The 20,758-nt window shown below is 65.8% G+C and carries 19 protein-coding genes, 1 tRNA gene and 1 pseudogene; 8 read left to right on the top strand and 13 right to left on the bottom strand.

Annotation, left to right across the window (positions count from 1 at the left end; translation table 11 throughout):
* Positions 1–2: 2 nt before the first annotated feature.
* Positions 3–485: an FHA domain-containing protein gene (locus J7I79_RS21345; protein WP_104174632.1), complete on the bottom strand. Its 483-nt coding sequence runs from the start codon at positions 483–485 to the stop codon at positions 3–5.
* Positions 482–1,228, bottom strand: a complete 747-nt coding sequence (locus tag J7I79_RS21340) for a DUF3662 and FHA domain-containing protein (protein WP_214956780.1) — start codon at positions 1,226–1,228, stop codon at positions 482–484. The genes J7I79_RS21345 and J7I79_RS21340 overlap by 4 nt, the downstream gene beginning before the upstream one ends.
* A 353-nt stretch (positions 1,229–1,581) precedes the next feature.
* On the opposite strand from J7I79_RS21340, the gene J7I79_RS21335 reads away from it, so the two are divergent.
* A tRNA-Leu gene (locus J7I79_RS21335) sits at positions 1,582–1,664 on the top strand.
* A 73-nt stretch (positions 1,665–1,737) separates the two neighbouring features.
* On the opposite strand, the gene J7I79_RS24420 is transcribed toward J7I79_RS21335, so the two are convergent.
* From J7I79_RS24420 to J7I79_RS21320, 4 genes and pseudogenes are all read right to left on the bottom strand, one after another.
* The gene (locus J7I79_RS24420) at positions 1,738–2,373 is read right to left on the bottom strand and encodes an MFS transporter (RefSeq protein ID WP_251043128.1); all 636 of its coding nucleotides are present in this window, start codon (positions 2,371–2,373) and stop codon (positions 1,738–1,740) included.
* A 178-nt stretch (positions 2,374–2,551) separates the two neighbouring features.
* Positions 2,552–3,019: pseudogene (locus tag J7I79_RS24415) on the bottom strand (MFS transporter); the annotation flags it as partial.
* A gap of 115 nt (positions 3,020–3,134) precedes the next feature.
* Positions 3,135–3,347 carry a universal stress protein gene (locus tag J7I79_RS21325; protein ID WP_311380638.1) on the bottom strand — a complete coding sequence of 71 codons (213 nt, stop codon included), beginning with the start codon at positions 3,345–3,347 and terminating at the stop codon, positions 3,135–3,137.
* A 100-nt stretch (positions 3,348–3,447) separates the two neighbouring features.
* On the bottom strand, positions 3,448–4,398 hold the full coding sequence (locus J7I79_RS21320) for a 2-hydroxyacid dehydrogenase (protein WP_214956778.1): 951 nt from the start codon (positions 4,396–4,398) through the stop codon (positions 3,448–3,450).
* 308 nt (positions 4,399–4,706) lie between these two features.
* Here J7I79_RS21320 and J7I79_RS21315 point away from each other — a divergent pair, with 308 nt between their 5' ends.
* The 6 genes from J7I79_RS21315 to J7I79_RS21290 are packed head-to-tail and all read left to right on the top strand — an operon-like array spanning position 4,707 to position 11,115.
* Positions 4,707–6,263 (top strand): ABC transporter substrate-binding protein, encoded by a 1,557-nt coding sequence (locus tag J7I79_RS21315; RefSeq protein WP_214956776.1) that lies wholly within the window; start codon positions 4,707–4,709, stop codon positions 6,261–6,263.
* Positions 6,264–6,291: 28 nt separating this feature from the next.
* Complete coding sequence (locus J7I79_RS21310; RefSeq protein ID WP_028272355.1) at positions 6,292–7,221, top strand: ABC transporter permease; 930 nt, start codon at positions 6,292–6,294, stop codon at positions 7,219–7,221.
* 8 nt (positions 7,222–7,229) lie between these two features.
* Positions 7,230–8,228, top strand: coding sequence for an ABC transporter permease (locus J7I79_RS21305; protein WP_214956774.1), 999 nt, complete (start codon positions 7,230–7,232; stop codon positions 8,226–8,228).
* Complete coding sequence (locus tag J7I79_RS21300) at positions 8,225–9,349, top strand: ABC transporter ATP-binding protein (protein WP_214956766.1); 1,125 nt, start codon at positions 8,225–8,227, stop codon at positions 9,347–9,349. The genes J7I79_RS21305 and J7I79_RS21300 overlap by 4 nt, the downstream gene beginning before the upstream one ends.
* Positions 9,342–10,379, top strand: a complete 1,038-nt coding sequence (locus J7I79_RS21295) for an ABC transporter ATP-binding protein (RefSeq protein ID WP_214956764.1) — start codon at positions 9,342–9,344, stop codon at positions 10,377–10,379. The genes J7I79_RS21300 and J7I79_RS21295 overlap by 8 nt, the downstream gene beginning before the upstream one ends.
* Positions 10,380–10,389: 10 nt before the next feature.
* Positions 10,390–11,115 (top strand): sulfite exporter TauE/SafE family protein, encoded by a 726-nt coding sequence (locus tag J7I79_RS21290; protein ID WP_214956755.1) that lies wholly within the window; start codon positions 10,390–10,392, stop codon positions 11,113–11,115.
* On the opposite strand, the gene J7I79_RS21285 is transcribed toward J7I79_RS21290, so the two are convergent.
* Positions 11,108–12,139, bottom strand: coding sequence for a 2-hydroxyacid dehydrogenase (locus tag J7I79_RS21285; RefSeq protein WP_214956753.1), 1,032 nt, complete (start codon positions 12,137–12,139; stop codon positions 11,108–11,110). The genes J7I79_RS21290 and J7I79_RS21285 overlap by 8 nt on opposite strands.
* Entirely contained in the window at positions 12,133–13,434 is a 1,302-nt protein-coding gene (locus J7I79_RS21280; RefSeq protein ID WP_214956751.1) for a glucarate dehydratase family protein, read from the bottom strand. The genes J7I79_RS21285 and J7I79_RS21280 overlap by 7 nt, the downstream gene beginning before the upstream one ends.
* 120 nt (positions 13,435–13,554) lie before the next feature.
* Here J7I79_RS21280 and J7I79_RS21275 point away from each other — a divergent pair, with 120 nt between their 5' ends.
* Positions 13,555–14,466: a LysR family transcriptional regulator gene (locus tag J7I79_RS21275; protein ID WP_214956743.1), complete on the top strand. Its 912-nt coding sequence runs from the start codon at positions 13,555–13,557 to the stop codon at positions 14,464–14,466.
* A gap of 15 nt (positions 14,467–14,481) precedes the next feature.
* On the opposite strand, the gene J7I79_RS21270 is transcribed toward J7I79_RS21275, so the two are convergent.
* From J7I79_RS21270 to J7I79_RS21250, 5 genes are all read right to left on the bottom strand, one after another.
* Entirely contained in the window at positions 14,482–15,198 is a 717-nt protein-coding gene (locus J7I79_RS21270) for a FadR/GntR family transcriptional regulator (RefSeq protein ID WP_214956741.1), read from the bottom strand.
* 10 nt (positions 15,199–15,208) lie between these two features.
* Complete coding sequence (locus tag J7I79_RS21265; protein WP_104174645.1) at positions 15,209–16,336, bottom strand: L-talarate/galactarate dehydratase; 1,128 nt, start codon at positions 16,334–16,336, stop codon at positions 15,209–15,211.
* Positions 16,337–16,486: 150 nt separating this feature from the next.
* Positions 16,487–18,190 carry an HNH endonuclease signature motif containing protein gene (locus J7I79_RS21260; protein WP_214956739.1) on the bottom strand — a complete coding sequence of 568 codons (1,704 nt, stop codon included), beginning with the start codon at positions 18,188–18,190 and terminating at the stop codon, positions 16,487–16,489.
* A gap of 83 nt (positions 18,191–18,273) precedes the next feature.
* Positions 18,274–19,194, bottom strand: coding sequence for an AEC family transporter (locus J7I79_RS21255; RefSeq protein WP_214956737.1), 921 nt, complete (start codon positions 19,192–19,194; stop codon positions 18,274–18,276).
* 84 nt (positions 19,195–19,278) lie between these two features.
* Positions 19,279–20,607 carry an enolase C-terminal domain-like protein gene (locus J7I79_RS21250; RefSeq protein WP_214956735.1) on the bottom strand — a complete coding sequence of 443 codons (1,329 nt, stop codon included), beginning with the start codon at positions 20,605–20,607 and terminating at the stop codon, positions 19,279–19,281.
* Between the last annotated feature and the right edge of the window lie 151 nt (positions 20,608–20,758).

The raw sequence follows: 20,758 nt of genomic DNA, 5'->3' as shown, positions 1-20,758 counted from the left end.
GGCTATGGCCTCAATTCGATGACCGTCTTGCCGATTCTCACGGGGACACCGAGCTCCACCGGGAGGGCGCGGGTGAGCTGCTGATTGTTGAGATACGTGCCGTTGGTCGAGCCAAGGTCCTCGATGAACCAGCGGCTCCCCTGCGGAAACAGCCGGGCGTGCCGGCCTGAGGCGTAGTCATCCTCGAGGACCAGCGTGGCTTCCTGCGCGCGGCCCAACAGGATGGGACTCTCTGCGAGCGGGATGGTGTGGCCTTTGAGCGGACCCTCTGTAACAACCAGCTGCCGGGCCTGCTGTTTCGCGGGCGGCGGAGCGGCTTCCGCCAGTTCAGGATGTTTGCGTACCTGGCGGGCAGTCGGGGCACCCATGGCGGCCTTCCGGCCGATCATCAGGTCCCGGCGCATGGCGGACACGATGCTGAAGATAAGGACCCACAGCAACAGGAGGAATCCGAAGCGCAGGGCCGTAATGGTCAGTTCGCTCACTGGCGGCCACCGGAGTTGGCGGGCAAAAGGCGGAAGATGATTTTGGTCCGTCCCATCGTGATGGTGGAGCCGTCAGTAAGGTCTACGCTGCCTACGACCTTGTGTCCGTTGACGTAGCTGCCGTTGGTGGATCCCAGGTCGACGGCCTCTGTAGTGCCGTTGGTGGTGCGGATTTCAAGGTGGCGGCGGGAAACCCCGGTGTCGTCCACCAGGATGTCGGCCTCCGATGACCGGCCCAGGACGATGGACGCGGCATTCAGGGAGTATCGCTGTCCGTCAATGTCCAGGACCGGCTGGAGCCGTACCGGCTGCCGGCTCGGAGCAGCCGGGACGTTGTTCCGTGGCACGGGCGGAGCAGCAGCGGAACCGGAGGCGTTCTCAGTCTTTGAATCAATCTCGAAATCACCCGCGCGGATTTCTTCGTCGCGGCGGAAGGAAATGCGGACCGAACCGCGGAGCGTGTAGCCCTGGCTCCGGACGTGGTTGATGACCACGTCGCACAGTTCTTCCGCCAGGGGCGTGCCCCACTCCTGTGCCCGCTTGAAGTCGTCGGCGCTGAGGCGGACGTCAAAAACATTGGGGGCAAGTGTGCGTCCGGCGGCGATGGTGATGGCCTTGTGATCCACTTCCCGGCGAAGACGGCTGGCGATTTCCACAGGCTCAACCTGGGCACGCGAACCGGTGGAGAAGACACCGCGGACGGCCTTTTCGATGCCGCGCTCGACTTTGTCCAGCATTCCCATGGCACCTCTCCTCTCCTGACGGCTGCGGGGCAGCACACGTTTCGGAACTCAGTTCACAACATTGCCGGGAGTGCGCCGGGGACGGGCACTCCTACATCTGATACTACTGGGCAGGGCTGTGAATGACCTTAATGCACAACGCCGGGGCGGGCGGAATAGTTCAACCCGGCCCGCGCTGGCGCGGTTCGGACGGCATCATCCGAATGCCCCGGCCCGGGGCGCATTTCTGCCCGGACGGACAGCCGCAGGGCCCGATTGGTGTTTTGCCGTGGTTGTCCGTTATGCTTGATCTCGCTGCTTTTACAGGGCTGGGAGTCCGGAAATCGGGCTTCCTGCCGGGTGGAAGAAGTTGCGCGCGAGTGGCGGAACGGCAGACGCGCTGGCTTCAGGTGCCAGTGTCCGAAAGGGCGTGGGGGTTCAAATCCCCCCTCGCGCACGCAAATGGAAGAATCCCGGTCTTAGGACCGGGGTTCTTCTGCTTTAAGAGGATATATACGCAGTGCCCGTGCCTAGCGGACTGCGGCCGGCTGCCGGGTTTCCGCTGAGGCGGCACCTTCGGGGGCCTCAGCAGCCGGAGGGGCCGACGTCGTCGTCCTTTCCTTGAGGAAGTACACCAGGCCGGCGGCTAGCGTGGAAGCCGCCGCCAGTGCGAACATGCCCGGGACAACGCTTCCGGTCTGTTCCTTGATGAGGCCGAAGCCGAACGGCGCAACGAAGCCGCCCAGATTGCCGAGCGAGTTGATGGTCGCGATGGCCGGCGCGAGCACCAGCGGATGCAGGCCCGACTGCGGGATGGTCCAGAACAGCGGCGACGCACTCTTGAAGCCCATAGCGGCGACGGCGAGGAAAACGAGGGCCAGGACAGGGGAGGCAACGGCCGCCGCGAACGTTCCCACTGCGGCGACGAGCAGGGCCACCACCAGCAGCGGACGCTTGGATTTGGCCCGGTCCTGCCATTTGGCCGCAAAGTACATCGCGAAGACGGCACAGACCCACGGAATGGCGGACAGGAACCCGACGCTCAGGTCCGTGGTGCCGGGAATCTGCTTGACGATGCTCGGAAGCCAGAAGGTGTTGGCGTAGATGGACAGCTGGACTGGGAAGTAGATGCCGCACAGGAGGAGGATCTGCGGGTTGAGCAGCATCTTCCAGCGGTTGACCTTTGTGTCCTTGCCGGTGGTGTGCTCTGCATCCTCGCTGGCGATGGCGCTGATGAGGGCCGTCTTCTCCCTGCCGGTCAGCCATTTTGGCGTCCTCGATCCTGGCGTCCAGGAGGAAGTACACCGTGATGCCGACGGCGACGGAGAGCAGGCCTTCGAAGCCAAAGAGCCACTGCCAGCCGCGGAAACCGAGGGCGCCCTGGAGGCTGAGCAGCATTCCGGCGATGGGTCCGGAGAGGGCAGCGGCAACCGAGGAACCGGCAATGAAGAAGGCGGTGGACTTGCCCCGCTGGCCGGCCGGAACCCACCGCGCGAAATAGAAGATCACGGCGGGGAAGAACCCGGCCTCAGCGGCGCCGAGCAGGAACCGCAGCACGTAGAACATCATTTCGTTCTGCACGAAGGCCATCAGGAAGGAAACGATGCCCCAGCTGATCATGATCCGGGTGAGCCAGACCCTCGCGCCGAACTTCTCCATCATCACGTTGCTGGGCAGTTCAAAGATTGCGTAGGCAATGAAGAACAAGCCTGCACCGAAGCCGTAGGCGGCGGCGCCGATTCCGACATCCGCCTCCAGGTGCTCGCGGGCGTAGCCGATGTTTGATCGGTTCAGCTGGTTGCAGACGAGCATGACCAGCATGATGGGCAGGACGCGCCGGAAGAATTTCTTGGTGGCAGACGCCAGATCCGTGACAGCGCTGTCTACAGATTGCGTGGGGAAAATCCTCTGTATAGATGAATAAAGCTCACGCCGCGTGGGACGGGTGGCCGGCCTTTGCGGTCCCCGCCACAGCTTCCCTGCGCGGGCCGACGTCTGGTTTAACAGCAGTGACCGGGCAGCCGGCTTCGAGGATGACGCGCTGGGCGGTGCTGCCCAGGAACAGCTTCCCCACCGGGGAGCGCCTCCGAACGCCGATCACTATCAGCTCCACATCCTCCTCATAGGAGGCATCGATCATGAAGTCCGCTGCGTCAGTGCCTTCGTTGGGGCGGAGGGAGGCCTGGCTGCGCTGAGCGCGGCACGGCCCTCCTGGCTGGCGACATAGCCCACTGCCACGCTCATGCCTGCACCGCAGTCAGGACCGAACCGGTGGCCACGAACTGCCGCAGATTGGCGAGGGTAAGTTCTGCCATGGCCGCCCTCGTTTCGAGGGTTCCGCTCCCGAGGTGCGGCAGGAGCACCACGTTGTCCAGGGCGAGGAGGTCTTCGGGGACCTTCGGTTCGTCCGCAAAAACATCCAGCCCCGCCCCGGCCAGCCGTCCGGCCAGCAGGGCAGCTACGAGGGCCTCCTCATCCACCACGGATCCGCGGGCGATGTTGATCAGGTAGCCACTGGGCCCGATCGCATTGATGACGTCGGCGTCCACGAGTTTGGCCGAACCGGGCCCGCCGGCGGCGGCGACAATCAGCACGTCGCAACCGGCAGCGAGTTCGCGCGGTGAGGCCTTGTACTCATAGCTGACCCCGTCCACCGGATTCCGGCTGTGGTAACTGATATCGCAGTCGAAGCCTTCCAGCCTCCGGGCGATGACCCGCCCGATTCGGCCGAGACCGAGGATGCCCACCCTCTTGCCGCTGGCTTTGGTGGCCAGGGGGAAGTTGCCTTCGCTGAGCCAGTCACCGCGGCGGACGAAGCGGTCCGCGGCGCTCACCTGGCGCAGGACGTCCAGGTACAGGGCGATGGCAGTGTCCGCCACGCAGTCGTTGAGGACATCGGGGGTGTTGCTGACGGTGATGCCGCGCTGGGCTGCCTGGGCAACGTCCGTCGTGTCATACCCGACGCCGAAGTTGATGACCGCGCGAAGGTTGGGCAGGGCGCGCATCAGGTCCGGGCCGACGCCGAACTTTCCGGAGGTCACGGCAACCTCGAAGGACCCGCCGTGGTGCTGCAGGAATTCTTCCCGCTCCGGGGTGGAGTCGGGGAGCCGCACGGCGTCGTACCCGCTCCTGATGGATTGTTGGACGGTTGGCATGAGTGGCCCTACCTGCAGGACAGCGATGTTCTTCATATCTGCACCCTAGGTTTCCGATCCATACGCGTCCAACATGTAAATGGCATGGATCGATGCCCGAAGTGAATCGGTGGTGCTACTCCGGCGGAACCGCGCGGATTTCGGGGATAAGTGGTGCCTGTCACAGGTGCCCGGCGCCTCGAGGGGTCCCCGCCGGGCCTACCGGGCAGCCGGCAAAAACCTTGTGGAGCCTTTGGCCCTCAACTAGCTTGAGTCCAGCGCGGCCCGAAACACCTGATCTTGTTGCCCGGTTCCACTGGTGCAAGAGGCCCCCCTGCCGCAAACACCCAATTCGGAGGAATCCAATGACGTCTTCTTCAAAGCCCCCATTTCCCGCCTTGCTCAAATGGCCGGCCCTGGCATCCGTCGCGATGCTTGGTCTTAGCGGCTGCTCAGTGGCCAATTCCGACGACGGCGCCGCCTCCTCGAATACGGTGCGCGTGGTGCTCGGCCAGGAACCGCCCACCCTGGAAGCCTGTGAGTCGAACCTGACCTCCACCGGTGTTGTGGTGCGCTCGAACGTCACCGAACCGCTGATTGAACGCAACCCCCAGAGTGGCGAACTCGAGCCCAAGCTCGCCACTGAATGGAAAGCCACCACGGATACCGAGTGGACCCTGAAGCTGCGGGAAGGCGTGACCTTCCAGGACGGCACGCCCTTCAACGCCGAAGCCGCCGCCTTCACCATCGAAAGAGCCGTCAACTCCAAGCTCGGCTGCAACGTGGAGGGCTACGTCTTCGGCGACGCGGACCTCGCCGTAAAGGCCGTGGATGCCACCACCCTGACCGTCACCACCCCCGAACCCGATCCCATCCTGCCGCTGCGCCTTTCGTTCCTCGAAGTGGTTCCGACGTCCACGAGCGCCACGGAGAAAGTCCGTGAGCCGATCGGCACCGGTCCGTACAAGATTGAGAAGTGGGACGCCGGCCAGAAGATCACGCTGTCCAGCTGGGACGGTTACTGGGGGGACAAACCCGCCTACGCCAAGGCCGAGTACCAGTGGCGTTCCGAGAGTTCGGTGCGCGCTGCCATGATCACCAGCGGCGAAGCTGACGTTGCCATGGGGCTCAGCCCGGACGACAACATCGGAGACCTTGGCGTCGACTACCCCAACAACGAGACGGTGGCCCTGCGGCTCGACGCGAACGAGGCCCCGCTCAATGACATCCGCGTACGCCAGGCAATCAATTACGCGCTCGACAAAGAGGGAATCGTCAACTCGCTCTACCAGGGCAAGCACCAGGTAGCCGCCCAGCTGGTTCCCGAAGGCATCGTGGGGCACAACGCGGAACTGAAGGGCTGGCCGTTCGACCTGGACAAGGCGAAGTCCCTCGTAGCCGAGGCAAAGGCCGCCGGCGTTGATACATCCGCGCAGATCTCACTCGTGGTCCGCAGCGCACAGTTTCCCAAGATCACCGAACTGGCTCAGGTCCTCCAGGAGCAGCTGAGCCAGGCCGGCCTGAACGTGAAGCTGAAGATGCTGGAAACCAGCCAGCACCTGACGTACCAGGTCCGCCCGTTCGCGGACGACGAAGGCGCAGTTGCCCTGATGACCCAGCACGGCAACCAGGCCGGTGATGCGGCCTTCACGGTTGACCAGTACATGCTGTCCACCGGAGCGCAGAGCTACTTCGGCACGCCTGAGTTCGACGCCATGATCAAGAAGGCGGACGCGGCCTCCGGCGACGAGCGGAAGAAGGACTTCGAGGAGGTCTTCGCCTACCAGAACGACAAGGTTGTCCAGTTTGCCCACGTCTCGCACCAGACCGGCATCATCGGCAAGGCCAAGTCCGTGAATTACACGCCCAATTCGTCCAGTGGCGACGAGCTGCGTGTTTCGGAAATGACCCCGGCAAACTAGCGCGGACCTCCGGGAAAGAAGGACAGCCATGCTGATCTACTTGAGAAAGCGGATTGTCTCCAGCGCTTTGCCGCTGGTGGTGGTGATCGTTGGGGTGTTCGCCCTGGCCAGGATGACGGGAAACCCCGCCAGCCTGTACCTGCCGCTGAATGCCACCCAACAGATGCGCGACGACTTCACCGCGCGGAACGGACTGGACCAGCCGCTGCTGGTGCAGATGGCCGACTATTTCGGCGGAGTGCTCCGGCTCGATTTCGGGCAGTCGCTGCGCACGGGGCAGGATGCCGCGGCCATGGCGCTGCGTGCCTTCCCGGCCACCCTGCAGCTGGCCGCCACCACCATGGTGCTGGCGGTGCTGCTGGCCCTGGTGGTCGGTTGCTGGGCTGCGCTGAAGCCCAACGGCATTGCGGACCGCATCTCAAGTTTCGTCTCGATGGCTGCCGCTTCGATTCCGGATTTCTGGCTGGCAATCGTGGGCATCTGGGTCTTCGCCATCACCCTGGGCTGGCTCCCGACATCAGGTGTGTCGGGAGCCGGCGCCTGGGTGCTGCCCATCGCCACGTTGCTCCTGCGGCCGTTCGGCGTGCTGGTCCAGATCGTCCGCGGATCCATGGTCTCCGCCCTCTCGGAGCCCTACATCAAACTGGCCCGCAGCCGCGGAGCAGGCGAACTCCGGGTGGTCACCCACCACGCGCTCCGCAACGCGGCCGCCCCTGCGCTGACGGTGGCCGGCGACCTGACCGTGGGCCTCGTCAATGGTGCCGTGGTGGTGGAGACCATCTTCGGCTGGCCGGGGATCGGAAAGCTCATGATCGATTCGATCCTGCAGCGGGACTTCGCCGTCCTGCAGGCAGCCGTCCTGCTCACCGCCGTCGCGATCTTTGCCCTGAACATCCTCATCGACATGGGGTACGCGCTGCTGGACGCGCGCGTCCGTCCCGTCACGGTTAAGGCTTAGGAGTAGCCATGAAGAGTTCACTGACTGAGGGTGTGGCGCCGGAGCAGCTGCCGGTGGCCCACGAACACCAGAACGAAAAGAATGAAGGAAAACAGGATGGAAAGCTGAGCCTCTTCCGTCTCCTGCTCAAGGACCGCTTTGCTACCGTCTCTGCGCTGATCCTGGTGTTCGTCGGCCTGACTGCCCTTGTCGGCCCTGCGCTGATGGGCGATTTGGCCACCAAACAGAACCTGCTGTTCGCCAACAAAGCACCATTCACGCTGGCGCACGGCTGGGAATACTTCCTGGGGAGTGATTCGCTGGGCCGCAGCATGCTGGCCCGACTGGTCGTGGCGAGCCGGACCACCCTGTCCGTCGCTTTGCCTGCGGTGGCCGTGGCCCTGTTCGTTGGCTCCCTGTGGGGCGTGTGGGCAGGCTATCACCGGGGCTGGCGGGAGAACGTGTCCATGCGCATCGCCGACGTGATCATGAGTTTCCCGTCCCTGCTGCTCGCCGTCGTCGTGCTTTATGTCTTTAGCCCCAGCGCAGCAAACATCGTGCTGATCCTGGCCCTGACCCGCATCCCTATCTACCTGCGCACCGCACGCGCCGAGTCGGCGGAGCTCCAGAGCCGGACATTTGTTGACGCGGCGCGCACGTTCGGCGCCAAGCCCAATGCGATCATCGTCCGGCACGTCATCCCGGTGGTGCTGCCGACGCTCCTGACGCTGGCCACGCTCGAGTTCTGCTACGTGATGCTCGCCGAGTCGTCACTGAGCTTCCTGGGCATTGGCATCCAGCCTCCGGACGTCAGCTGGGGCCTGATGGTCTCCCAGGGCCGGCAGTACCTGCAGACCGCGTGGTGGCTGTCGATCTTCCCCGGCGTTGCCATCGTGGTCACCACCATCGCCGCCAACGTCCTCGCCGCCTGGCTGCGGATCGTCACCGATCCCGCCCAGCGCTGGCGCCTCGCACTTCCCCGCAAGCGGCTGATCGCCCGCATCCCAGCCCAGGAGGCAAAGCCGTGAAATCAGCTACCGACCAAGCGCCCGCCAAACGCTCGCGTGCCGCAGCAACAGCCGCAACCGCAGGCACAGCCGCAGCAACAGGGCAGGCGAAGGCACACGAGGTCGTACTGCAGGTCCGCGACCTCGCGGTGGATATCCGCACACCCCGCGGCACAGTCCGCGCCGTCAACAGCGTGGCTTTCGAGGCCCGGGCCGGAGAGACACTGGCGCTGCTCGGGGAATCAGGCTGCGGAAAATCCATGACGGCCAAGGCACTTGCCGGGATCATGGATCCCGTCTGCGACCTGGCCGATGGTGAGATCCTCCTCAACGGCACCGACCTCGCCGCACTCAGCGCCAAGGAACGGCTCAAATTTGCCGGGCCCGAGCTGGGCATCGTCTTCCAGGACGCCCTGACTGCGCTGAACCCCGTCTATACCGTGGGCACGCAACTGGGTGAGGCCTTCCGTATCCACCGCGGCCTCAACGCCAAGCAAGCACGGGTTGAGGCGATTGACCTGATGAAGCGCGTGGGAATCCCCGAGCCGGAATCTAGGATCAATTCCTACCCCCACCAGTTCTCCGGCGGCATGCGCCAGCGCATCCTCATCGCCATGGCCGTGGCCCTCAACCCGCGCCTGCTGATCGCCGATGAACCCACCACCGCCCTGGACGTCACAGTCCAGGCGCAGATCATGCAACTTCTGCGGAAGCTCCGGGAGGAGGGCCAGATGGCCGTCATCCTCATTACCCACGACCTTGCGGTGGTGGCCGAGGAAGCCGACTCCGTGGCCGTGATGTACGCCGGCAACGTGGTGGAGAGCGGACCGGTCTCCGAGGTTTTCGCCGACCCGCGCCACCCCTATACCAAAGGGCTGCTGGAATCGGTGCCCGTCCACCTGGAGCGCGGCGCCCGGCTGAAGTCAATTGCCGGCAGTCCGCCGGAGCTCCACGACATTCCCGCCGGCTGCGTCTACCAATCCCGCTGTCCGCTGGTGCAGGACATCTGCCGGGCAGAGCGGCCCGTGCTCCGTCCGGTCACCCCGGTCACAGGCACACCCGTGAACGTCCCTTCCGGCACGGAGCCGCGGCCCGCGCGCACCGCCGCCTGCCACTTCAGCGAGGAGATCAACAATGTCTGAGCCGCTTCTGAAAATTGACGGCCTGACCAAAACGTTCCATGTGGCCAAGAGCGCCAGCGGCAACACCCGGCTCAAGGCCCTGGACGGAATCAGCCTGACAGTGGGCCGGGGGGAGACGCTCGGGCTGGTGGGCGAGTCCGGCTGCGGCAAGTCCACGCTGGCGCGGACCCTGATGATGCTGGAAACACCGGATGAGGGGACCGTGAGCTTTGAGGGAACCAACCCGTTCGGGCTTCGCGGCAAGGAACTGCTGAGCTGGCGGCGGCGCGTGCAGATGGTCTTTCAGGACCCCTTCGCCTCCCTGAACGCCCGGATGAACGCCGGCGACATCATCGCCGAGCCCTGGGCCACCCACCGTGGCCTCTACCCGACGTCCAGGGAACGCGAAGCGAGGGTCCGCGAGCTGCTCCACATGGTGGGGCTGCGCCCCTCCGATGCACGCAAGTCGCCGCAGGAATTCTCCGGCGGTCAGCGCCAGCGCATTGGCATCGCCCGTGCCCTGGCTCTGAATCCGGACGTCGTCATCCTCGATGAGCCGGTCTCGGCCCTGGACCTTTCCGTCCAGGCGCAGGTCCTGAACCTGCTCAACGAGCTCCAGCAGGAGCTCGGGGTGTCCTACATTTTCATCTCGCACGACCTGACCGTGGTCCGCCATGTGGCAGACAGGGTGGCCGTGATGTACCTCGGCCGGATCATCGAGACAGGTGCCACCGAGGAAGTCTTTGACCATCCCCGGCACCCGTACACTGCGGCCCTGATGTCGGCGTCCCCGAAGTTGGACGTCACCGGAACCAAGCGGGACAGGATTGTCCTCCAGGGAGAGCTGCCCTCTCCGCTGGATCCGCCGTCGGGCTGCCGTTTCCGGACGCGGTGCTGGAAAGCCCAGGACATCTGCGCTGACCTGTCGCCGGAACCGCAGGTCCTGGCGGCCCCTGACGGCACGAAGCATGTTGCAGAGTGCCATTTTCCGCTCGATTCCATCAAGGGCCTGACCGGCGCCACTGCCAGTGCCACTGCCGCCGCCCAGTGACGGGCCCCGAGTGACTGGTGCGGAGTATGCCGTCATCGCCGGGGTGATCTTCCTGGCCGCGTGCCTGCAGGCGTCCAGCGGCTTCGGCATGGGAATGCTCGCAGCGCCGGTGATCGCGATGGTGGATCCGGCGCTGCTTCCGGCCACGCTGATCCTCCTCGCCTTTCTGGTCACCGTGATGGTGACCGTGCGGGAGCGTCAAAGCCTGGATCTGCGGGGCACGGGCTGGGCTTTGGTGGGCCGGATTCCCGGGAGCTTCCTTGGTGCGTGGCTGGTGACGGCGCTGTCCAGGGAAGGCCTCGCCTGGGTAGTGGTGGCCGTGGTGCTGACCGGCCTGGTGCTGGCGGGCCGCGGCTGGGCGCCCCGCCCCGTCCGCGCCAACCTGATAGCTGCCGGCGCGGCCTCCGGCATCATGGGTACGGCCACGTCCATTGGCGGCCCGCCCATGGCCCTGGTCTGGCAAGGACACCACGGTCCCAAGCTGCGCGGCACCATGAGCGCGTTCTTTATGGTGGGATCGTCGATTTCGATGGTGATGCTGTGGATGACCGGCGCGGTCACCTCGGAGATGCTTTCCCTGGCGCTGTGGATGGTTCCTGTGGCCGTTGCCGGCTACGCGGCATCCCGGTTCGTTAATCGCTTCCTCAACGCCGCACGCCTGAAGGCACTGGCCTTGGGGGCGTCGGCGTTGGGAAGCGCCATGCTGATCGTGCAGTTGGTCCTGGCGGCTACGTAGCCTTAACGGGCCGTGGCACCAGGTTCACGAACTCCCCGCCGCGCGCCAGCAGCCCGATGTTGTTGGCAATGTCCGCCGCCCGGCGGTCGAAGGTGATGCGTGCATGACCGGAATGGTGCGGGGTCAGAACGGTGTTCTGCAGGGACGCGAAGGGCAGTTCCGCGGGCGGAACCACGCCATCCGCGGGCGACCCCCACCAGACGTCGAGGCCTGCTCCGGCGATGCGCCGTTCCTTCAGGGCTGCGTACAGCGCGGCCTGGTCAACCACGGGTCCGCGTGCCACGTTAATAAGGAACGCCGAGGGTTTCATGGAAGCCAGTTCCGCGGCCCCGATCATCCCCTCTGTGTCGGAATCCAGCGGCACGGTCACCACTACGACGTCGGACGCGGCCAGGAGCCCGTGGAGCTCGTGGTTTCCGCCCACCCAGTCGAGGCGGACTCCCTGCGGCAGAACGGCCGAAGGATTGCGCCGCACGGCACGGACCTTCATGCCCAGCATTCCGGCGACGCGGGCGACTTCAGCGCCGATGGAACCCAGGCCCACCAGCCCCAGCGTCAGGTCGGCGAGGACGGGATGGAACGGCACGTCGTCGGCCGTTGCGATGGTCCGCCACCGCCCCTGGCGGATGTCCCGGTCGGCGGCAGCAACATTGCGGGAAAGCATCAGGGTGATCATCAGGACGTGCTCTGCGATGGGCCGTGCGTGGTGGAAGGTGTTGGCCACCCGAGCTGACGGCACCAGGTGCGGGAAGGAAATCTTGTCGTAGCCTGCACCCGTGACGTGGACCAGCCGCACGCGGCCGGCAGCCTCCGCTTCCGCGGGGCCGAGGGAGGAGCAAACCACGACGTCGGCGCCCGCCAGGGCGCTAAGCCGACGTTCAGGAGTCCAAGCCGCAGCCATGTCCCACTGGTGAGTGCCGCCGTCGGCCCGCAGCGTCTCCTCAAAGCGGCTGATGATGGGGTCCGTGACCACGATCTTCAGTGATTCCAGGCGGCCCGGAGTCTGTTCCCCGGCGTTTACCACCGGGGGCTCTGAAGCTCGTAGGAGGGGTGGAGCCGGTGCATGTAGCCGGTGTCATCCCGGCTCCTGAGTCCGCAGTCCAAGTACTGGCGGTGCAGGCGTTCCAAGGCGTCACGGTCCACCTCGACCCCTAGGCCCGGGCCAGTGGGGACCTTGACGGCACCGTCAACGAATGTGAACATGCCCCCGGCAATGACGTCCTCCGACGGATCCTTCCACGGCCAGTGCGTGTCGCATGCGTAATCGAGGTTGGGGGTGGCTGCCGCCAAATGGACCATGGCGGCGAGGCTGATGCCCAGGTGGGAGTTCGAGTGCATAGACAGCCCCAGGCCGAACGTCTCGGTGATGCCGGCCAGGAATTGGGTGCGGCGGAGGCCGCCCCAGAAGTGGTGGTCCGAGAGGATGACGTCCACTGCGCCGGCAGCCACGGCAGGCGCCACGTCCGCGAAGCTGACCACGCACATGTTCGTGGCCAGTGGCATGCCCACTTCACGGCGCACGGCCGCCATGCCCTCAATGCCGGGCGTGGGGTCCTCGAGGTACTCCAGAACGCCGTCCAGTTCCTTGCCCACGCGGATGGAGGTCTCCACCGTCCAGGCGCCGTTGGGGTCGATGCGGAGGGGCAGGTCGGGGAACTCCGCACGGAGGGCCTGGATGGCCGCGATCTCTTCTTCCGGCGCGAAGACGCCGGCCTTCAGTTTGAGTGCACTGAAACCGGAACGGTCCACCATGGACCGGGCCTGCTTCACAATCCCGGCAGGATCCAGGGCCGCACCCCAGGCGTCGTCTTCCTGGCCGGGGTGGGCCGCCCACTTGTAGAACAGGTATCCGCTGAACTGCACAGAGTCGCGGACGGCGCCGCCGAGGAGGTCGCTGACCGGCCGGCCGAGGAGCTTGCCTTGGATATCGAGGGCTGCGACATCGAAGGCGGACAGCACGCGGTCAACTGTGCTCGAACCGGTGACCATGCCGCTCATGCCGTGGCCGCCCTGGATCTTGTCCTGCTCCAGTGCCTGGGCGATGCGGCTGCGCAGCCCGTTGATATCGAAAACGTCCGTCCCATGGAGGGCCGCAGCTGCGAGCTGCAGCCGGGCAATGTGGCCTGCATCGCCGTAGGTTTCCCCGAAGCCTGATGCGCCGGCGTCCGTCCGGACCTCCACGATGGCTCGCAGCGCGAACGGTTCGTGGACGCCCACGGTGTTCAGGAGCGGCGGGTCCTTGAAGGCCACCGGCGTGATGGAGACGCCCGTAATCCTGGCCTGGTTGATGTGCTGGGCGGGATCGTATGCCTGGTCCACTGCGCTGTGCTCCTTGGTTGGCTCGGGGTTGATTTACCTGCTCCGTTCACCGACCATAAGGGGAGTCATCGATCCAAGTCCAAGCTAATTTGTGCACTCAACAATTCAGTAAAGGTATGAATGTTTTCCCTACCCCAGTTAGAAGCGTTCGTGGCCGTCGCTGAAGAGCTCCACTTTGGCGCCGCGGCTGAGCGGCTCAACATGACGCAGCCGCCGCTGAGCCGCCAGATCCAAATGCTCGAAAAGAAGCTGGGAACCCAGCTCTTCGGCCGCACCAGCCGGAAAGTGGAGCTGACCGCCGCGGGCGCCACCCTGCTTCCGCGGGCGAGGCAGATCCTGGATATGTGTATCAAGACGGACCTGGATGTCCGTCGGGTGTCCTCCGGCGAGGCAGGCGCCATCACGGTGGGGTACACGGCAATAGCGGGGCAGAGTGCACTGCCGCTGATGCTCCGGCGTGCCGCGGAGGGGATGCCCGGAGTGTCCTTTGTGCTCCGGGAACTGGTCTCAACGGACCAGATGGACGGGCTGGTGAAGGGCAGTGTGGATATCGGCCTGCTGCGGCCCATCGTCGCCCGGCCGGGCGTAGTGTCCCGGCCGCTCATGCAGGACCGCCTGGTGGTGGCGCTGCCTGAGGGGAGTTCACTGCTGGGCAACATGGCGGCGCCGAAGGGGGAGCCGCTGCCCCTTGGGTCCCTGGACAGGCTGCCGTTGCTGATGTATTCCACCAAGGAGGCCCGGTACTTCCACGACCTGGTGCTCCGGCTGTTTGCCAGCGCCGGCGCCCACGCCAACATCACCCAGTACGCCAGTCAGGTTCCGGCTCTCCTGGCCTTCGTGCAAGCCGGCCTGGGGGTGACGCTTGTTCCCGCTTCGGCCATGGCTTTCGCCCCGGCCGGAGTGGAATTCCACGAGATCGACGGACGGCACGGCATCCAGGAGCTGAACCGGGTGGACCTGGAGCTGGCGTGGAACGAAGAAACAGCCAACCCCGCTGTCCTGCGGCTTCTTAGGCTAATCGAGACGTTCTGACCGGCCCGCTGACCATCACGCCTGACCGGACCGGCCCTCCTGACGTCCGGCCCGGAGGCGCCGCCTCGAGTTTGCCAGGTGGCTGCGCATGGCAGCCGACGACGACGGTTCGTCGCCTTCAGCGATGGCCGCGTAGATGGATTCGTGCTCGTGGACCACTTGTTCGAAGTGGTCGCGGGCGTAGTGTTCGTCGCCGGTCATTAGCCGGGTGCGGGGCATGGCGATCATGGTCTGCCCCAGTGATGCCAGGCAGTCGGAGTAGAACGGATTTCCCGACGCCGCGGCGATGGCCTTGTGGAATTCGTAGTCGGATTTCATTGCATGGGCGGGGTGGTCGCCACTGGCAGTGAATTCCTCGAGCGCATTCAAAACGGCCTTCAGCTGCCGGTCCGTCCGGTTGCGGGCCGCCAGCGCGGCGGCCTCCGCCTCGACGCCCATCCGGAACTCGAGCAGGTGGAGCCGGTCCTCGAGGCTGGCCACCGGACGGCCTCCGGGAGCCAGCGGGTCGCCGTGCGGGGGCGGGGTCAGCGCGAAGCTGCCCCGCCCGCGTTCGGTTTCGACGAGCCCTTCGGCCTGCAACCGGGTGAGGGCTGCCCGGACCACGGTGCGGCTGACGCCAAACTCGCCGATCAGCGTGTTTTCGCTCGGAAGCTTGTCGCCGGGCTGGATGACGCCGTCAACGATGCGCGTGCGAAGGTCGGCGGCGAGGTCCGCGGTCAGGTTCCGGCTCATGCGTTCAAGGTTACGCGCCGAACTCCACGGACTCGGTGGTCCAGGCGCGGGCCTGGTCACTGAGGGTCACGCCAAGGCCCGGGCGGTCTGGAACCAGCATGCGTCCGTTCTTGGTTTCGAGGCGCTCGTTGAACAGCGGGTCCAGCCAGTCGAAGTGTTCCACCCACGGCTCGCGCGGGTAGGCGGCGGCCAGGTGCAGGTGGATTTCCATGGCGAAGTGCGGGGCCAGGCCAAGTCCCCGCTCGTCCGCCAGTGCGGCCAGGCGCAGGAACTGGGTGATGCCGCCGACGCGGGGAGCGTCGGGCTGGATGATGTCGCAGCCGTTGGCGTTGATGAGGCCCTTGTGCTCGGCCACGGATGCCAGCATCTCGCCGGTGGCGATGGGCGTGTCCAGGACGTTGGCCAGGTGGGCGTGGCCCTCGAAGTCGTAGGCGTCCAGCGGCTCTTCGATCCAGATGAGGTTGAATTCCTCCAACTGCCGGCCCATCCGCAGTGCGGTGGCGCGGTCCCATTGCTGGTTGGCATCCACCATGAGCGGCACGTCCCAGCCGATGTGTTCGCGGATTCCGGCGACGCGGCGCAGGTCCTCTTTGCTGTCCGGGAGGCCGACCTTGATCTTGATGCCGCCGATTCCCTCCTCGATGGACTGGGTGGCGCGCGCCTTGACCTCGTCCAATGAGGCGTTGAGGAAACCGCCGGACGTGTTGTAGGTCTGGACGGAGTCGCGGTAGGAGCCCAGGAGCTTGGCCAGCGGCAGGCCGGCGCGCTTGGCCTTGAGGTCATAGAGGGCGATGTCAATGGCGGCCAGTGCCTGGGTGGCTACGCCCGAGCGGCCCACGGAAGCGCCGGCCCAGAGGAGTTTGGTGTAGATCTTGCCGATGTCGTTGGGGTCCTCGCCGATGATGCCCTCGGCCACCTCCTTGGCATGCGCGTACTGGGCGGGTCCGCCTGCGCGCTTGGAGTAGCTGAAGCCGATGCCGCTGTGTCCCTGCTCGGTGGTGATTTCCGCGAAGAGGAAGGCCACCTCCGTCATGGGCTTCTGGCGGCCGGTGAACACCTTGGCATCGCTGATCGGCACGGCCAGGGGAAGTCTCGCAGTGGAAAGTTTTACGTGGCGGATGAGGTCTACGGTGCTCATGGGTGCTCCTCGGGATCGGAAGTGGGCAACGTCGCCCGCACTCCTTATGCTACAAGTAGCCAACTTGTATTACAAGTGACGAGGTGAATTTGGTCTTTCGCAAGCCGACTCACACGAGCCTGCTTACCAATTCGACCGTGAGGCCGCTGGTCAGCATCTGAAGTAGCTGTTTCGTTGTGGTTTTTGGCGTGGGTCGATGTGGGGTGGCGGGATGAACCAGGGCACGCCGGCCCGGTTTTGGATGGTCCACTGTTCCTTGTGGATCAGGTGGTGGTGATGGCTGCATAGCAGGGTGCCGTTGTCGGTGCTCGTGGCTCCGCCGTGTGACCAGTAACTGATGTGGTGGGCTTCGCACCACGGTGCTGGGATGGTGCAGCCGGGGAACGCGCAGCCTTGGTCGCGGGCGGTGATGGCTTTGCGGATGTGCGGCGGGAAGACCCGGGTGGTGCGGCCAATATCCAGGACGCGTCCCTGGCTGCCGAGCAGGACGGGGATGATGTCGGCGTCGCAGGCGATTTTGCGCACGCTGGCGGCGGTGACCGGGCCGGTGAACGTGAACGACCCCGTGCCCGTGCGGTAGCGCGGTCCTTGGGCGGTGGCGTGTTCGAGGCGGTCCAGGAGATCGCGGTAGTCGATCGTGACCATGGCCTGCGGACGGAGGCCTCCCGCTGCAGGGAGTGTTCCGCTGGCCAGAGCCGCTTTACAGCCACTGACTAGGCCGTCGAGGAGCCGCTGCGGCCGGGTTCGCCAGTCCAAATCCGGATCGGCCGTTCCGGTGTCGCCGGAATTCGTCTCCAGGATGGCCTCGTCGTCGTGTGCTGTGTCCTGACCGTCCGCGGGGCAGTTTCCGTCGCCGTCAGCAGCTTCAGCAGTACCCGCGCGGGCCCTAGGGTTGGTGGCGGTGTTCATGACGGTGAGGAGGTGTTCGTATTGGTCGGGAGTGGCGAAGATTTCCAGATGGTGCAGTCCGCGGCGGGGTTGGCGGAGGAACGCGCCCTGCCGGTGCCGTAGTTCAGCTTCGGACGGTTCGGTGCCTTCCTGGTCGACCGCGTCGACCCAGTGCCGCGCCATCCGGGACAGGAAATCGGCGTCCCTCTCCTCCGCGGCGGAGGTCAGCGAGTGCTCCATCTGCGCGGTGGTTTCCGGAGTGGCATGGTGCCGGACCCGGTCCAGGGCCGCGGTGATGATGGTCGCTGGCCGGGATCCGATGGTCCCTGCGGCGAGGGCGGCGCCGAGTTCGGGACGTTCCGGGTGCTCCGTGTGGCCCGTGAACCCCACCCGGGGCAGGACTGCTTCGGCGAGGGCGATACGGCGCCGGGCTTCGCCGGCGCTGATCCGCAGCCGGGCCCGGAGGAACTCGACAGCGTTCCGGGACCCGTCATCGGCCGGATCCGGCTCTCGCGACTCGGACGCTGAGGGGTCCGCTGTTTCGGGGTCCGCGGCAGCCTCTGTGCCCGAGCTGTTAGCCCATCCCGTGGTCCAGGCCGCCACGGCGCCCGAGCCGCCGGAGCCGGAGCGCGCAGCCACTGCGGCCTGACGCCGGCTCCGGTCCACGGCCCCGGCTGCGACCACCTGCAGGTACTCCGCGACACGGGAGAATTCCTCGATATCAGCGGCGAAGTCAGCAGCTTCACGGAAATTGAATAGCGCAGCTTCAGCAACCGCCGTCGAACTCGCACGCTTGAGCAGCTCAAGGCTCCAGGCCAAATCACCGGAACCACCGCCGTCGGACACGTCCGCGGGCACGCTGCACAGGATGGGCACGGGAGGCCGTTGACCGGCAGCGGCAGCATCAGCGGGCAGTCCGCCCCACCGCAATGCCCCTTCTGCTACCGATTCCCCCAAGGCTTCCATGGGATAACTCTGCCAGGGGGCACCGACATTATTAGCTTGACCGGCACTGCGGCCGCGAACCACCCTCGCCCGCAGCACGGTGACTAGTGAACCAGCCAGGCCACAACGAACAGCGCGCCGACGCTCAGCAACGTGGTGCAGAGGATTACGTCGCGCGCAACGGTCATGCCGCGGCCGTAAGGGGACGCGAAGAGGAACACGTTCTGGGCCGTGGGCAGGGCAGCCATGATGACGCTGGCCAACAGGTGCTGCCCTTCCAGCCCGAAGACGAAGCGGCCCAGGACCCACACAACGAGCGGCATTCCGGCGATCTTCAGGAACGTGGCCACGAGCGTCTCAGTGCGGCCGTCGCCCTTCTGCAGCGGGGCCCGGCCGGCGAGTGACAACCCGAAGGCCAGCAGCACCATCGGCACGGCTCCGCCGGCCAGCATGTCGATGGGCTTCTGCAGCAGTTCGGGCGCGGTCCACCCTGTCAGGGCCACGACCGCACCCAGTCCGGAGGCGATGATCATCGGGTTGGCGAAGGGCGTGACCAGCAGCTTCTTCCAGGAGATTTTGGACCCCGAGGCCACCCCCAGCACCGTGAGGTAGAACGGAGCCATCACCAGGATCTGCACCAGGAGCACCGGGGCAACGTGCTGTGCCGTACCCACGGCGTAGAGCGAGACCGGGATGCCGATGTTGTTGGCGTTGGCATAACTGCTGGCCATGGCGCCCACGGCGGTTTCGGCTGCGGGCCGGCGGAAGAACAGGAAGCTCGCGAGGCAGTACAGGAGCCCGACTATCGCTGCTGAGAGCAGCGCCAGCGGGGCGTCCGTTCCGAGCGCGGCTCGGATGTCGCTGCCGGCAACGACCGTGAACAGCAGCGCCGGGTTGGTGACGTAATAGGCGGTGCGGGTCAGGGCGCCCTGGATCTCCGGCCCCAGGATCCGAAGCCGTGCGGCGACATAGCCCACGGCAATGACGGCGGAGACGATCAGTATTCCGGAGACAACGCCGCCCAAAATGCGCCCTTCTATTTAAGTCTGCTTTTCCGCACGGCCGTCTCCCCGTTGCGGAAGGAGGGCCGGCCGTGCGGAAGTCGGGTTCTAGCGCACCAGGCAGGGCCGCTTCGGGTCGAAGGACCAGCCGTCGATGTAGTACTGCATGCCGATGCTGTCGTCGCGGGCATCCAGGCCGTGTTCCAGGTACAGCTGGTGCGCTTTGTCCAGGGCCTCGCGGTCCAGTTCGATGCCGAGCCCGGGAGCGGCCGGAACCTCGATCGCACCGTCCTTGATCGGCAGCGGCTCCTTGGTGAGCCCCTGCCCGTCCTGCCAGATCCAGTGCGTATCCAGCGCCGTGATCTCGCCCGGCGCTGCTGCCCCGGTGTGCGTGAACATGGCCAGCGAAATATCGAAGTGGTTGTTCGAGTGCGAGCCCCAGGTGAGCCCGAATTCGTGGCACAGCTGCGCCACCCGGACGGAACCGTGCATGGTCCAGAAATGGGGGTCCGCCAGGGGAATGTCCACCGCGTTGCTGCGGATGGCGTGGGACATTTCGCGCCAATCCGTGGCGATCATGTTGGTGGCCGTCTTGAGCCCGGTGGCGCGGCGGAATTCCGCCATGACTTCCCGTCCCGAGAAACGTCCCTCGGCGCCGCAGGGGTCCTCGGCGTAGGCCACCACGCCCTGCATCCGCTTGCCGAGCCGGATGGCCTCCTCCAGGAGCCAGCCGCCGTTCGGGTCGAGGGTAACCCGGGCGTTGGGGAAGCGCTTGGCCAGTGCGGTGACCACATCCACTTCATCGTCGCCGGACAGCACGCCGCCCTTGAGCTTGAAGTCACTGAACCCGTAACGCTCCTGCGCGGCTTCCGCCAACGCAACCACCGCTGCGGGTGTCATCGCCTCCTGCCGGCGCAGCCTCTCCCAGCGGTCCGCCGGGGCATCCTCCACGAGGTACGGCAGATCCGTCCGCCGGCGGTCACCGATGAAGAAGAGGTAACAGAGCATGGGGACAGAAGTGCGCTGCTGCCCGTCGCCGAGCAGTTCCGCGACGGGGACGCCCAGGAACTGGCCGTGAAGGTCCAGCAGGGCCGATTCGACGGCGGTGACGGCGTGGACGGTGGTGCGGAGGTCGAAGGTCTGCAGCCCGCGGCCGCCGGCGTCGCGGTCGGCGAACTCCGCCGCGAGCTCGCGCAGCAGGGAACGGTAGCGGGCGACCGGCTTGCCGGAGATGAAGGCTCCGGCCTCCTCGATCGTGGTGCGGATCTTCTCGCCGCCGGGGACTTCGCCGAGGCCGGAGCGCCCGTCCGAATCGGTAATGATCACCACGTTGCGGGTGAAAAACGGTCCGTGCGCGCCGCTGAGGTTCATGAGCATGCTGTCGTACCCTGCGACGGGAACTACCTCAATCTTGGCGATCGTAGGCTGCGTGCTCATGCGTTGACCTCGTCCTTTGCGTCGGCGGCGGCTTCGACCGTTCCGTCGATCCGGCGGTTCAGGTGCCAGGGGTTGGCATCCTGCAGCGATGCCGGAAGCAGTTCCTGGGGCAGGTTCTGGTATGCAACCGGCCGCAGGAAGCGGTTGATTG

It is taken from the genome of Arthrobacter sp. ISL-69, assembly GCF_018613775.1.
Lineage (GTDB): Bacteria > Actinomycetota > Actinomycetes > Actinomycetales > Micrococcaceae > Arthrobacter.
The sequence above is the reverse complement of the archived record's forward strand: the minus strand, read 5'-3'. Positions and strand labels throughout refer to the sequence as shown.